Source organism: Streptomyces sp. 3214.6 (genome assembly GCF_900129855.1).
Taxonomy (GTDB): Bacteria; Actinomycetota; Actinomycetes; order Streptomycetales; family Streptomycetaceae; genus Streptomyces; species Streptomyces soliscabiei.
Window position 1 is genome coordinate 1,878,486 of the sequence record NZ_LT670819.1, and the last position, 13,003, is coordinate 1,891,488.

The 13,003-nt window shown below is 70.5% G+C and carries 9 protein-coding genes; all 9 read right to left on the reverse strand.

Annotated features, from left to right (window positions below; translation table 11 throughout):
• Positions 1-2 precede the first annotated feature (2 nt).
• Positions 3-1,142, reverse strand: a complete 1,140-nt coding sequence (locus B5557_RS08445) for an inositol-3-phosphate synthase (RefSeq protein ID WP_079658525.1) — start codon at positions 1,140-1,142, stop codon at positions 3-5.
• Between the two features lie 84 nt (positions 1,143-1,226).
• A complete protein-coding gene (locus B5557_RS08450; protein WP_079658526.1) occupies positions 1,227-2,573 on the reverse strand; it encodes a ThuA domain-containing protein in 1,347 nt (448 codons plus the stop codon).
• A gap of 11 nt (positions 2,574-2,584) precedes the next feature.
• Positions 2,585-5,110, reverse strand: a complete 2,526-nt coding sequence (locus B5557_RS08455; RefSeq protein WP_079664663.1) for a PQQ-dependent sugar dehydrogenase — start codon at positions 5,108-5,110, stop codon at positions 2,585-2,587.
• Positions 5,111-5,240: 130 nt separating this feature from the next.
• A complete protein-coding gene (locus B5557_RS08460; protein WP_079658527.1) occupies positions 5,241-6,239 on the reverse strand; it encodes a sugar phosphate isomerase/epimerase family protein in 999 nt (332 codons plus the stop codon).
• Between the two features lie 20 nt (positions 6,240-6,259).
• Positions 6,260-7,504: a Gfo/Idh/MocA family protein gene (locus B5557_RS08465; RefSeq protein ID WP_079658528.1), complete on the reverse strand. Its 1,245-nt coding sequence runs from the start codon at positions 7,502-7,504 to the stop codon at positions 6,260-6,262.
• A gap of 440 nt (positions 7,505-7,944) precedes the next feature.
• Positions 7,945-9,006: a substrate-binding domain-containing protein gene (locus B5557_RS08470; protein WP_079658529.1), complete on the reverse strand. Its 1,062-nt coding sequence runs from the start codon at positions 9,004-9,006 to the stop codon at positions 7,945-7,947.
• A gap of 17 nt (positions 9,007-9,023) precedes the next feature.
• Complete coding sequence (locus B5557_RS08475) at positions 9,024-10,040, reverse strand: ABC transporter permease (RefSeq protein WP_079658530.1); 1,017 nt, start codon at positions 10,038-10,040, stop codon at positions 9,024-9,026.
• Positions 10,037-11,560, reverse strand: coding sequence for a sugar ABC transporter ATP-binding protein (locus B5557_RS08480; RefSeq protein WP_079658531.1), 1,524 nt, complete (start codon positions 11,558-11,560; stop codon positions 10,037-10,039). Before B5557_RS08480 ends, B5557_RS08475 begins: the two co-directional genes overlap by 4 nt.
• 261 nt (positions 11,561-11,821) lie before the next feature.
• The gene (locus B5557_RS08485) at positions 11,822-13,003 is read right to left on the reverse strand and encodes an ROK family transcriptional regulator (protein ID WP_079658532.1); all 1,182 of its coding nucleotides are present in this window, start codon (positions 13,001-13,003) and stop codon (positions 11,822-11,824) included.

Consider the following 13,003-nt stretch of genomic DNA (forward strand, 5'->3'; position numbering starts at 1 on the left):
GCTCACCCCGCCTCCTCACCGGGCGCGTCCTTCAGCCGTCCGGCGAAGCGCTGCAGGTCCGCGTGCTGCTCCGCCAAGGCCGATGGCGCCTCGCCCACGGGGTCCTTGAAGAAGAAGGCGAGTTCGCGGAGCGGGCCGGACAGGCCGGCTTCGTGGGCCCGGGCGGCGAGGCGGGCCAGATCGAGGACGAGGGGTGCGGCGAGCGCGGAGTCGCAGCCCTGCCAGATGGTCTGGAGGATCATCCGGGTGCCGAGGAAGCCGTCGAAGGCGACGTGGTCCCAGGCGGTCTTCCAGTCCCCCAGCACGGGCACGTCGTCGATGTGCACCCGGCCCTCCGGAGTGACGCCGAGGGTGTCGGCGAGGACGCGCTCCTTGCCCGCGTTCTTCGCCTCGGCGGCGGCCGGGTCGGCCAGGGCGGCTCCGTCGCCGCCGCCCAGGAGGTTGGTGCCGGACCAGGCCCGCACCGCGAGCGCCCGCTGGGCGAACATCGGGCCCAGCACGGAACGCAGGAGCGTCTGGCCGGTCTTGCCGTCGCGTCCGGCGTACGGCAGTCCGCTCGACTCCGCCAGGGAGGCCAGCGCCGGATGGTGCAGCCCGGTGGAGGGCGTGAAGTTCACGTACGGGCAGCCCGCGCGCAGGGCGGCCGCCGCGTACAGCGAACTCGGGGGAAGCGCGGGTCCGTTCGCGGCGGGTTCGGTGGAGGCCACGTTCACGACGACCGCGCGCGCCAGCCCGCGTCGGCGTACGAAGTCCGTGAGGTCGGCGCTGAACGCGGCGATCAGCTGCTCTTCGTCGCGGGTGTCCCCCGGGACCGGGCCTCCGGGGCGGATCTCCCGGTCGGCGGCGGCGAGTTCGGCGCCGACCGCCGCGGGCAGCCCGGCCGGCAGGACGCCTCCGGCCGCGAGTTGTTCGGCGCGTTTGGGCAGGGGACAGTCGGAAGTGTCGTGTCCGCCGAAGACGAGGGAGGACAGGGCCGGCAGGTCGCTGTCGGCGAAGGCGGGCGACTCGGTGACCAGGCCCGTCGGCGGGTGCAGACCGCCGGTGACGGCGGCGCATCCCGCGACCACGGTGGTGGCCACGGAACCGCGGGCCCCGATCAGCCAGACGCCGACGCGCGGGGGGCGGGAGAGTGACGCGGACATGGGCAGCCTCCTTGTCGTGCGCGAACCCCGGAGAACGAGGGGGTGACGGCGGGCGGGGATCCGGCGTCCCCCGCCCGCCGCCGTTCAGTCGCCCTTGACGGGCAGTTCCTTGATCCGGACGTCACGGAAGGACACCTGGTCGTCGGCCCCGTGGTTCTGCAGGCCGATGTGTCCGTCGCGCAGGCTCCGGGCCGGGTCGGTGTTGGTGAAATCGTTGATCTTCACGCCGTTGAGCCAGACGCGCAGGCGTTCGCCCTCCACGCGGATCTCGTACGTGTTCCACTCACCCGGCGGGTTCAGCGCGCGGTCCCGTTTGCGAAGGTCCGCGGACCTGAAGCCGTAGACGGACCCCGTGGTCTTCTCGGGGACGTCGGTGGAGTCGATCTGGATCTCGTAGCCGTTGTTCACCGCGGACCACGGGTCGTCCGACGGCGGGAAGCCCACGAAGACACCGGAGTTGTCGTCACCGGAGCCGCTCGGTTCGCCGGCCGTGGTCTTCCAGTCGAGCTTCAGGGAGTACGCCCCGAAGCTGCGGCCCGCATACCAGAGCAGGCCCATGCCGCCCGTCGACGTCAGCGTGCCGTCGTCGGAGAGGGTGAAGGCGCCGGGGCCTGCCTGCTGCCAGCCGTCCAGGGACGTGCCGTCGAAGAGCGGACGGTATCCGTTCTCCGGGCGGCAGTCCGCCTGCACTTCGCCGACCGCATACTGGATCCCGCCCAGCAGGTGTCTGCGCAATGCCGGATCCGCGTAGGACTCCTTCGTGTGACCGACGCCGGTGTAGAACGCGCGGCCACCCTGGTAGTTCTGGCACCAGGCGATCGGATGGTCGCCGTTCATGGTGCCGCCCGTGTACGACGACTCGTCGAGCGAGGCCAGGACATGGACCCGCTCGCGTGGGTTGGAGCGGTAGTTGTACCACTCGTCGGTGCGATTCCAGGTCCGGTCGAGTCCCGAGGTCGCCGGGTGGGCCCGGTCCTCGACGGCGACCGTAGCGGGCTGGATCGCCGGGTGCGACTGGAACCAGGCGCCGACGAGGCCGCCGTAGAACGCCCAGTCGTACTCGGTGTCGGCCGCCGCATGGATCCCGACGTAGCCGCCGCCGTGCCGGATGTAGCCCTCGAAGGCCTCCTGTTGGGCGGCGTCCAGGACGTCCCCGGTCGTCGACAGGAAGACGACCGCGTCGTAGCGCCGCAGGTTCGCCCGTGTGAACGCGCCCGCGTCCTCCGTCGCGTCGACCGTGAAGCCACCCGTCGCGCCGAGCTCCCGTAGCGCCGTGACGCCGTCCGGGATCGAGTCGTGCCGGAATCCGGCCGTCTTGGAGAAGACCAGCACCCGTCGACCGTCGTCCGTGGCTGCCGAGTGGGCCTCGGCCGGCTGTGCGAGGCAGCCGAGGAGCAGGGCGGCCCCGGCGACAGCATTCACTGTGCGCATGCGGTCCTCCCTCAGCCCGTCGCCGTCGTGAAGGTGAAGTCGTCCACCTCGTACAGGGTTCCGCTGCCGCCCTTGAAGACCAGGTAGAGCGTGGTCGTGCCCCTCGGGGCGCGGGACAGGCCGGCGCTGACGTCCTGGTAGGTGTCCCACCCGCCCGTGACCGGCACGGTCGCCTTGCCGAGGAGGGTGCCCTTCGGTGAGCCCGCGCGGACCTCGAGGACGCCGCCGGCGTCGGCGGAGGAGACCCGTGCGGTGATCTTCTGGGCGTTGCCGAGCACGTACGGCGTGAAGGAGATCCAGTCGCCATGGCTGATGTCACCGACCGTGCGAGCGCCGTGGGCGGACTCGCGTGCGGTCACCGTGACGCCGGAGGAGGCGCCGAAGTGCTCGGCCTGCCGGTGGCGGGGCTGGAGGACGTTCTGGTCGTGCGAGGTGAGCGGGGCCTGGCCGCCGCCTCCGCCGTCGGTGTACTCGGCGTCCAGGACCCCGAAGATGTTGGCGTCCTCGTCGTGGCCGCCGTCGGCGCTGGTCTGGAGGGTGCCGGTGCAGCCCTTGGCTGTGGTCACCGGGTGGCCGTGGCTGTCGTGGCCGAGGACGAAGGTGACCTCGACCTTGGCGCAGTCGATCGCCGTGCCGTCCTCGGGGTCGGTGACCTTCACCTTGAACGGGATCGCGTCGCCGAAGCTGAACAACTGTCCGTCCTTCGGTGTCTCCAGGACCACCTTCGGGGCCGTGTTGCCGACGACGATCTGCACGCTCGCGCTGCCGGTGCGGCCGGAGCCGTCGGCGGCGGTCAGGGTGGCGGTGTAGGTGCCGTTGCTCTTGTACCTGTGCGTGGGGTTGGCCGCCGTCGAGGTGCCGCCGTCGCCGAAGTCCCAGCGGTAGGTGAGCGTGTCGCCGTCCTGGTCAGTGGAGCCGGCGGAGGAGAAACGCACCTTAAGAGCGGCCTGTCCCGAGGTACGGTCGGCAGCGGCCTGGGCGACCGGGGAGTGGCCGTCGGTGGCGTTCTCGATGCGGTACAGACCCGAGTGCTCGTCTCCGCCGAACCAGGCCGTGCCGTAGTCGAGGACGTACAGGGCCCCGTCGGGCCCGAACGCCATGTCCATGACCTGGGTGCCGGTCCACGGGACGGGGTTGATCGACTGCACGGAGCCGTTCGCGTCGCTGACGATGCGCTTGATCCAGCGCCGGCCGAACTCCCCGGCGAAGAAGTTCCCGTCGTACGCCTGCGGGAACTTCACCGGCGAGTCGAGCGAGGCGTCGTAGTGGTAGACGGGCCCGCCCATCGGCGACTCCGAACCGTCCCCGAACTCGGGTACCGAAGCGCCGTCGTACGGGATCCAGGCGGGCTGGGCCGGGGGCAGGTCGGTGAGTCCCGTGTTGTGCGGCGAGGTGTTCTTCGGAGCGCCGCAGTCGAAGGGCGCGCCGGATGCACCGGTCGCGAAGTCGTAGGCGACATACGGGTCGTTGTCGCCCGTGCAGAACGGCCAGCCGAAGTTGCCGGGACCGGTGACGCGTGCGAACTCGACCTGGCCGGCCGGTCCGCGGGCCGGATCGGCGGCGCCGGCGTCGGGACCGTAGTCGCCGACGTAGAGGATGCCGGTGGCCTTGTCGACACTGAAGCGGAACGGGTTGCGGAAACCCATCGCGTAGATCTCGGGCCGCGTGCGATCCGTGCCGGGCGCGAAGAGGTTGCCGTCGGGGGCTGCGTACGAGCCGTCGGCGTTCACCTTGATGCGCAGGATCTTGCCGCGCAGGTCATTGGTGTTTCCGGCGGAACGGCGGGCGTCGAAGGCGGGGTTGCGGCCGTCGCGGTCGTCGATGGGGGTGAAGCCGTCCGACTGGAAGGGGTTGGTGTCGTCGCCGGTGGACAGGTAGAGGTTCCCCGCCGCGTCGAAGTCGATGTCGCCGCCGACATGGCAGCACAGGCCGCGCGAGGCGGGCACGTCGAGGATCTTCTTCTCGCTCGTGGTGTCCAGCGTCCCGTCCGTCTTCAGCACGAAGCGGGAGAGGCGGTTGACGCCGTCGAAGGGGGCGAAGTCGGCGGCCGTTCCGGTCTCCGGGGCGTCGCCCGCCGGAGTGTTCAACGGCGGTGCGTAGTAAAGGTAGATGAAGCGGTTGCTGGTGAACTCGGGATCCACACCGATGCCTTGGAGGCCCTCCTCGTCGTGGGAGTAGACGTCGAGTTTGCCTGCCAGCCGGGTGTTGCCGGCAGCGTCGGTGAGCCGGAGTTCGCCGTCGCGCGAGGTGTGCAGGACCGAGCGGTCGGGCAGCACGGCCAGCGACATGGGCTCGCCGACCTCGGCCTCCCCCTTGGCGAGGGTGACCTGCTGGAAGTCCTCGGCGGCGGCTGCCGCGGCCACCGGGTCGGCGACGGCTGCGCCGGCCCGGGGTGTGGTGAGGGTGAGGGACGCGCCGGCCAGCAGGGCGCCGCTCAGGAGGGCGACAGCTCTGCGCAGTGAAGGACGCCGTCGCCTGCGCGTCCCGGCTCTGCCGGTGCGGTGAGGGGTGCGAGTGGTGGGGTCGTTCCCGTGCACGGGTGCCTCCAGGATGTGGGGCTGGTTGTACGGGCGGGTGCGTACGCCGGGATGCGCCGTCATCCCGGCGAGCTGATGAAAAGTCAGAGATGCCTGGTCCGACGGAAGTTGTCGAACTCAGTTGTCGAACTCAGTTGCCGAACGCCGCGTCGAAGGAGGCGGACGGCGGCTCGAAGTCGTAGGCCTTGAGGCGGGTCAGGGCCTCGGGGGCGCCCTGGAGTCGGTCCATGCCGGCGTCCTCCCACTCCACGGAGATCGGTCCCTGGTAGTCGATGGAGCGCAGCATGCGGAAGACGTCCTCCCAGGGGACGTCGCCGTGGCCGGCGGAGACGAAGTCCCAGCCGCGCCGCGGGTCACCCCAGGGCAGGTGGGAGCCGAGGCGGCCGTTGCGGCCGTCGAGGCGCTTGCGGGCCTCCTTGCAGTCCACGTGGTAGATGCGATCACGGAAGTCCCACAGGAAGCCGACCGGGTCGAGGTCCTGCCACACGAAGTGGCTGGGATCGAAGTTGAGGCCGAAGGCCGGTCGACGGCCGACCGCGTCCAGCGCGCGCACGGTCGTCCAGTAGTCGTAGGCGATTTCGCTGGGGTGGACTTCGTGCGCGAACCGCACGCCCTGCGCGTCGAAGACGTCGAGGATCGGGTTCCAGCGCTCGGCGAAGTCCTCGTAGCCGCGCTCGATCATCGCCTCGGGGGCGGGCGGGAACATGGCCACCAGGTGCCAGATGGCGGAGCCGGTGAAGCCGATCACCGTGTCGACGCCGAGGGCCGCCGCGGCCCGCGCGGTGTCGGCGATCTCCGTGGCGGCCCGCCGCCGGACGCCTTCCGGCTCGCCGTCACCCCAGATGCGGTCGGGCAGGATCGCCTGGTGGCGTTCATCGATGATGGCGTCACAGACGGCCTGCCCCACCAGGTGGTTGGAGATGGCCCAGCACTTCAGACCGTACCTGTCCAGGAGTTGGTGGCGGGACTTCACATATCCGGGGTCCGTCAGTGCCTTGTCGACCTCGAAGTGGTCGCCCCAGCAAGCGAGTTCGAGGCCGTCGTAGCCGAAGTCGCGGGCGAGGCGACAGACCTCCTCCAGGGGCAGGTCGGCCCACTGGCCGGTGAAGAGTGTGAATGTGCGCGGCATGCTGCAGCCCTCCTCGTTCCTCAGTCCGCGATGGGGGTGTAGACGGAGTTCTTCTCGGCGCTCTCCTCGACGGCCGCCAGGACGCGCTGCACCTGCAGCCCGTCGGCGAAGGAGGGTTCGGGCCGGCTGCCCTCGGCGACGGCATGGACCAGGTCGCGGGCCTGGTGGACGAAGCTGTGCTCGTAGCCGAGGCCGTGCCCCGGGGGCCACCAGGCGTCCAGGTAGGGGTGGTCGGGTTCGGTGACGAGGATGCGGCGGAATCCGGCGTGTGTGCCGGGTTCGGTGGCGTCGTGGTACCAGAGCTCGTTGAGGCGCTCCAGGTCGAAGGCCAACGAGCCGCGCTCACCGTTGAGTTCGAGGCGCAGCGCGTTCTTGCGTCCGGTGGCGAACCGGGTCGCCTCGAAGGAGGCGAGCGCCCCGGAGGCGAAGCGGCCGGTGAACAGGGCGGCGTCGTCGACGGTGACCGTGCCGGTGCGAGTGCCGGCGCCGGCGATCGTGCCGGTGCCGGTGCCGTCGGCGGACGTCGCGCTCAGGCCGCTCGTCGGCCCGTCGGTCAGCGGCCGCTGCCGTACGAAGGTCTCGGTGATCGCGGAGACTCCGGCGAGCCGCTCCCCCGCCAGGTGCTGTGCCAGGTCGACGATGTGCGCGCCGAGGTCGCCGAGCGCCCCGGAACCCGCCAGTTCCCTGCGCAGTCGCCAGGTCAGCGGGAAGTCCGGGTCGACGAGCCAGTCCTGGAGGTACGTCACCCGCACATGCCGCAGGGCGCCGATCCTGCCCTCGGCGACCATCCGCCGGGCCAGGGCCGTGGCCGGGACACGGCGGTAGTTGAACCCGACCATCGCCAACTGGCCCCGCCCGTAGGCGGTTTCTGCCGCGCGCGCCATGGTCTCGGCTTCCTCGACAGTGTTGGCGAGGGGCTTTTCGCACAGCACATGCTTGCCGGCGGCCAGCGCCGCGACGGCGATCTCGGCGTGCGAGTCGCCGGGGGTGCAGATGTCGACGAGGTCGATGTCGTCCCGGGCGATCAGGGCACGCCAGTCGGTCTCGGTCGCCGCCCAGCCGTGTCGGTCCGCCGCCGCACGCACGGCGGAGGCGTCGCGGCCGCAGATCACGGCGAGGACCGGTCGGTGGGGCAGGTCGAAGACGCGGCCCGCGGTGCGCCAGCCCTGGGAGTGGGCGGCGCCCATGAACGCGTAACCGACCATCCCCACCCGGAGCGGCGGCTTGCCGGCTTCCGGTCCTGCTGACTGCTGCGGCTGTTCCATACGGTGGTCCTCCTTGTCGTCGTGGCACGGTGGGGGGTGGGACGCCGCCGGATCCAGGGCACGGACCGCGCGGCAGGCGGCAGGCGGCTGGTGGGAGCAGGTGGGCATCGGCCGGGAGCGGGCGCCGTGGTCGTCCCGGGTCCACTCAGGCCGCGGACGCCCGCCGAGGCCCAGTCACCGGATGCGCCTCTCCGTACGACGAGCGCCTTGCTCGCAGCCGACGGCCCCTGCACCCCGGCCGAGGCCCCGGCCAGAGGGCGCCGGCCCCGCCGACAGAACACCCCGCATCCGTGGCCCGTGGCCCGTGGCCCGTAACCCTTGGCGCCCGTCCGGTGCCCGCTCGACCACACCGGCGGACCGCACCGGTAGACCGCACCGGTAGACCGCACCGGTAGACCGCACCCGGTGGGCTGTGCCGCCGCCCGCCGGGCAGTCGTGTCCTACTTGAAGCCGGTGGACATGTACTGGTCGACGTTCGTCTTGTCGACGACGGCCGAGTAGAGGGTGATCGAGGCGGGGATCTCGAACTCGGCGAGGCCGCCGACTCCCTTGCCCTGGCCGAGGGCGCGGGCGAGGTCGATCGCGGAGGCGGCCATGGTCGGCGGGTAGAGAACGGTGGCCTTCAGCACGCCGTTGTCCTGCTTGATCGCCTGGAACGCGGCGAGCGCCCCCGCGCCGCCGACCATGATGAAGTCATCGCGCCCGGCCTGCTCGATGGCGCGCAGCGCGCCCACGCCCTGGTCGTCGTCATGGTTCCACAGCGCGTCGAACTTGGGCTGAGCCTGGAGGAGTTGGGCCATCTTCGCCTGTCCCGACTCGACCGTGAACTCGGCGGCCTGGCGGGCCACCTTCCTGATGTTGGGGTAGTTCTTGAGAGCGTCGTCGAAGCCCTTGGTGCGCTGCTTGGTGAGCTCCAGGTTGTCCAGCCCTGCCAGCTCGATCACGCGGGCCTCGGACTTTCCCTTGAGTTTCTCCCCGATGTACCGCCCGGCGTTGAGGCCCATGCCGTAGTTGTCGCCGCCGACCCAACACCGGTACGCCTGAGGGGTGTTGAAGATCCGGTCGAGGTTGACGACCGGAATCCCGGCGCGCATCGCTTTCAGGCCGACCTGGGTGAGGGCCTTGCCGTCGGCGGGCAGCACGACCAGGACGTCGACCTTCTTGTTGATGAGGGTCTCGATCTGGCCGATCTGCTGGGCGGTGTCGTTCGAGCCCTCGGTGATCTCCAGGGTCACATCTGAGTACTTCTTCGCGCGGCTCTCGGCGTTGTCGTTGATGGCGTTGAGCCAGCCGTGGTCGGCCTGGGGTCCGGCGAAGCCGATGGTGACCTTCTTGCCGGGCTTGTCGTCGGCGGCCGGCTGGTCGTTCGCGGCCGGCTCTTCATCCTTGGAATCGTTGCTGGTGCAACCAGCAAGGAAGGTTCCGGCGGAGACGGCGGCAGCCCCGAAGAGCATTCCTCTGCGACTGGTGAAGCGGTTCGGATAAGGCGTCGGCTCTGGCATGGCGGTGAACCCTTTCCTCAGGTCGTGCTCGCGGTACGGCGCTGGACCAGCACGGCGGCGACGATGATCGCGCCCTTGGCGATCTGCTGTACGTCGCTCTGCAGGTTGTTCAGGGCGAAGATGTTGGTGATCGTGGTGAAGATCAGGACGCCGAGCACGGAGCCGGTGATGGTGCCGCGACCCCCGCTGAGCAGCGTGCCGCCGATGATCGCGGCCGCGATGGCGTCGAGTTCGTAGAGGTTGCCGTTGGTGTTCTGACCCGAGCCGGACAGGATGATCAGCAGGAAGGCAGCGATGCCGCAGCACAGTCCGGACAGCAGGTAGAGGTAGAGCCGTTGGCGGCGTACGTCGATGCCGGCGAGCCGGGCGGCCTCCGCATTGCCGCCGACGGCGACCGTGCGGCGGCCGAAGGTGGTGCGGTTCAGCACCAGCCAGCCGATGACCGTCACGATCGCGAATACGATCACGAGTGGCGGGACGCCGAGCACATAGGAGTCGCGCTCGCCGAGGTCGAGGATGCCGTTGATCGTCACGATCTGCGTCCGGCCGTCCGTGATCTGCAGCGCCAGCCCGCGGGCGGAGGCCAGCATGGCGAGCGTCGCGATGAACGGCACCATGCCGCCGTAGGCGATGAGCAGTCCGTTGACCAGGCCGCAGCCCACGCCGACGATCACCGCGGTGAAGAGGATGCCCGCGAAACCGTATTCCTGGGTGGCGACCGTGGTGGCCCACACCGAGGAGAGGGCGACGATCGCGCCGACGGAGAGGTCGATGCCCCCGGAGGTGATGACGAAGGTCATGCCAACGGTCACCACCCCGATCACCGAGGCCTGGGTGAGGACGAGTTGGAGGTTGCGGGTGTCCAGGAACTCGTCCGGTTTGGTGATCCCGCCGATGACGACGAGCGCGGCGAGCACACCGAGCAGGGAGAGCGTGCGGAGGTCGGCGCGGGCGACCATGGTGCGCCAGGCGGGGAGTGGGATCTGCGGCACCTTGTCGGTGCTGTTCCGCGGTGGGGAGACGGGCTGCGTCATGACGCCGGGCTTCCTTCCATGACCAGATCGAGTACGCGGTGTTCGTCCAGGTCACGGGCGGGTGCCGTGTGGACGACGTGGCCTTCTCGGAGCACCAGCACGCGGTCGGCGAGGCCGAGCACCTCGGGGACCTCGCTGGAGACCAGCAGCACGGCGAGGCCTTCGTCGGCAAGTCGACGGACGACTGCATACAGCTCGGCGCGGGCGCCGACGTCGACGCCGCGTGTCGGCTCGTCGAGCAGCAGGACCCGGCAGCCGCGCAACAGCCAGCGGGCCAGGACGGCCTTCTGCTGGTTGCCGCCGGACAGGGTGCGCACGGGGACGGACGGGTTGTCGGGGCGCAGGGACAGCTCACGGGTCGCGGCCTGCGCCGCCCCCCGCTCGGCGCGCCGGTCGATCCAACCGCCCCGTGAGAAACGGGACATGGAGGAGACCGAGACGTTGCGTGTGACGGACTCCAGCATCAGCAGGGCCTGCGCCTTGCGTTCCTCGGGGGCGAGCCCGAGCCCGGCCCGTACGGCGGCGCGCACACTGCCGGGGCGCAACGGCCGTCCGTCGACGAGGACTTGACCCGCAGTGGGCTTTCGCGCTCCGTAGATCGTCTCCAGGATCTCCGAGCGCCCCGAGCCGACCAGTCCGGCGAGTCCGACGATCTCTCCGGGCCGCACGGTCAGGTCGAGGGCGGCGAACTCACCGTCCCGGGCCAGCCCCCGCACCTCCAGTACGGGCTTCCCGTCCCCGGCCGCGTCACCCGACGGCCGCTCGGGGAAGACGTACTCGACGTTGCGTCCCGTCATGAGCGCCACGACCTCGCGCGTAGGCGTCGTCTTCGCGGGCAGTCCGCCCGCCACCGCCCGTCCGTCCTTCAGCACGGTCACGCGGTCGCCGATCCGCCGGATCTCCTCCAGGCGGTGCGAGATGTACACGACGGCCACTCCGTCCGCGGTCAGGTCGCCGACGATGCGGAACAGGTTGTCGACCTCGTCGGGGTCGAGGGCGGCCGACGGTTCGTCCATCACGATGAGCCGTACGTCGTGCGAGAGGGCGCGCGCCATGGAGACGATCTGCTGCTGCGCCGCCGACAACTCACCGACCAGTCGGGCTGGATCGATCTCAGGATGACCAAGTCGCTTCAGCAGAGCAGCAGTTGAGGCACGTGCCGCCTTGCCTCGTACGACGAAGCCGACTGCGGTGGGTTCATGGCCCAGGTGGACGTTCTCCGCCACCGACAGGTGCTCCACCAGGTCGAGTTCCTGGTAGATGGTGGCGATGCCGAGGCGCATGGCCGCGATCGGGGAGCGCAGGGTGGCGGAGTCGCCCTGCCAGCGGATGACGCCGCCGTCGGGCTGGTGGGCGCCGGCCAGGATCTTGATGAGGGTGGACTTGCCGGCGCCGTTCTGGCCGAGCAGACAGTGCACTTCGCCGGCCTGGACGTCGAGGTCGACGCCGTCCAACGCCCGTACTCCGGGGAAGGACTTGGTGATGTCGGACATGCTGAGCAGGGGTGGTGGTGATGCCATGTGGGTTCCCCTCGGCGGGCGTGCGGGCCGGAGTCAGGGCAGAACGATGTCGTTGTTCTCAAGGCAGGGCAGGGCAGGGCACGGCAGGAAAGAGCAGGCTGGACAGGACACGCGGAGCACAACAAGCAGGGCAGATCAGGGAGGACGGATCAGGCGGGACGGATCAGGCAGGGCATGGCCGTCGGAGCAGGGCGAGGCTGGGCGTCGCGCTGGTGAACCGTGTCAATGGCGCGCTTGCGGGGATCGTGTCGGGTGGCTGGCTTACGCGGGTGAGAACAGATGGTCGCTGATCAGTCGGGCCGCGCCGATCACACCGGCGGTGGGGCCCAACTCCCCCAGGACGATGGGGAGGTTGCCGGTCGCGAGCGGCAGCGACTGGCGGTACACCTGAGTGCGGATCGCGGCGAGCAGGGTGTGGCCGAGGCCGGTCACCCCGCCGCCGATCACCACCAGGCCGGGGTTGAAGAAGGAGACGAGTCCGGCGATGACCTGGCCGACCCGGTTGCCGCCCTCGCGGATCATCTCGATGCAGGTGGCGTCGCCCGCTGCGGCAGCGGCGGCGACGTCGACGGCGGTCAACGCGCCGTTCGCCTCCAGCCGTGCCGCGAGTTCCGCCGACAGGCCCTGCTGGGCCGCCTCCGTCGCGTCACGGGCCACGGCCGCGCCGCTGAAGTAGGCCTCCAGGCATCCTCTGTTGCCGCAGGCGCACGGACGGCCGTCGGGCACGGCCTGGATGTGCCCGATGTCGCCCGCGCTGCCGGTCGTACCGCGGTAGACCTGACCGCCGACGACGATGCCGCAGCCGATGCCGGTGCCGATCTTGACGCAGAGGAAGTCGGCGACGGTGCGGGCGACGCCCGCATGCTGCTCCCCCATCGCCATGAGGTTCACGTCGTTGTCGACCATGACCGGGCAGCCGAGTTCCTGGCTGAGCGCCTCCCGCACAGGAAAGCCGTCCCAACCCGGCATGATCGGCGGCGCGACCGGCACACCTTCGGGAAAACGAACCGGACCGGGTACCCCGATGCCGGCGCCGTCGAAGCCCTCGGCGAGTCCCGTCGCCCTCAACTTCGCGGCCATGGACAGGACTTGCTCGAAGACCGCGACCGGTCCCTCACGTACGTCGAGGGGCTGGTTGAGGTGTCCGAGGGTCTCCAGTTCGGCGTTGGTGACCGCGACGTCGACCGATGTCGCGCCGATGTCGACGCCGAGGAGGCGCAGCCCGGGGTTGAGCCGGACGTTGTGTGAACGACGGCCACCGCGCGAGGCGGCGAGTCCGTCGGCGACGACCAGCCCCGTCTCCAGGAGCCGGTCCACCTCCACGGCCAGCTTGGACCGGGACAGGTCGACCCGATCACCCAGTTGCGCACGGGAGTTGGGGCCGCTGTCCCGCAACAGTTTGAGCAGGCGGGCCTGGTGAGCGTTCGCGGGTCGTGCCGTCAT

Excerpts from the sequence above, each read along its gene's own strand:
- B5557_RS08445 (WP_079658525.1), bottom strand. The coding sequence starts at position 1,142 with ATGTCCGCGTCACTCTCCCGCCCCCCGCGCGTCGGCGTCTGGCTGATC.
- B5557_RS08450 (WP_079658526.1), bottom strand. The coding sequence starts at position 2,573 with ATGCGCACAGTGAATGCTGTCGCCGGGGCCGCCCTGCTCCTCGGCTGC.
- B5557_RS08460 (WP_079658527.1), bottom strand. The coding sequence starts at position 6,239 with ATGCCGCGCACATTCACACTCTTCACCGGCCAGTGGGCCGACCTGCCC.
- B5557_RS08465 (WP_079658528.1), bottom strand. The coding sequence starts at position 7,504 with ATGGAACAGCCGCAGCAGTCAGCAGGACCGGAAGCCGGCAAGCCGCCG.
- B5557_RS08470 (WP_079658529.1), bottom strand. The coding sequence starts at position 9,006 with ATGCCAGAGCCGACGCCTTATCCGAACCGCTTCACCAGTCGCAGAGGA.
- B5557_RS08475 (WP_079658530.1), bottom strand. The coding sequence starts at position 10,040 with ATGACGCAGCCCGTCTCCCCACCGCGGAACAGCACCGACAAGGTGCCG.
- B5557_RS08480 (WP_079658531.1), bottom strand. The coding sequence starts at position 11,560 with ATGGCATCACCACCACCCCTGCTCAGCATGTCCGACATCACCAAGTCC.
- B5557_RS08485 (WP_079658532.1), bottom strand. The coding sequence starts at position 13,003 with ATGACGGCACGACCCGCGAACGCTCACCAGGCCCGCCTGCTCAAACTG.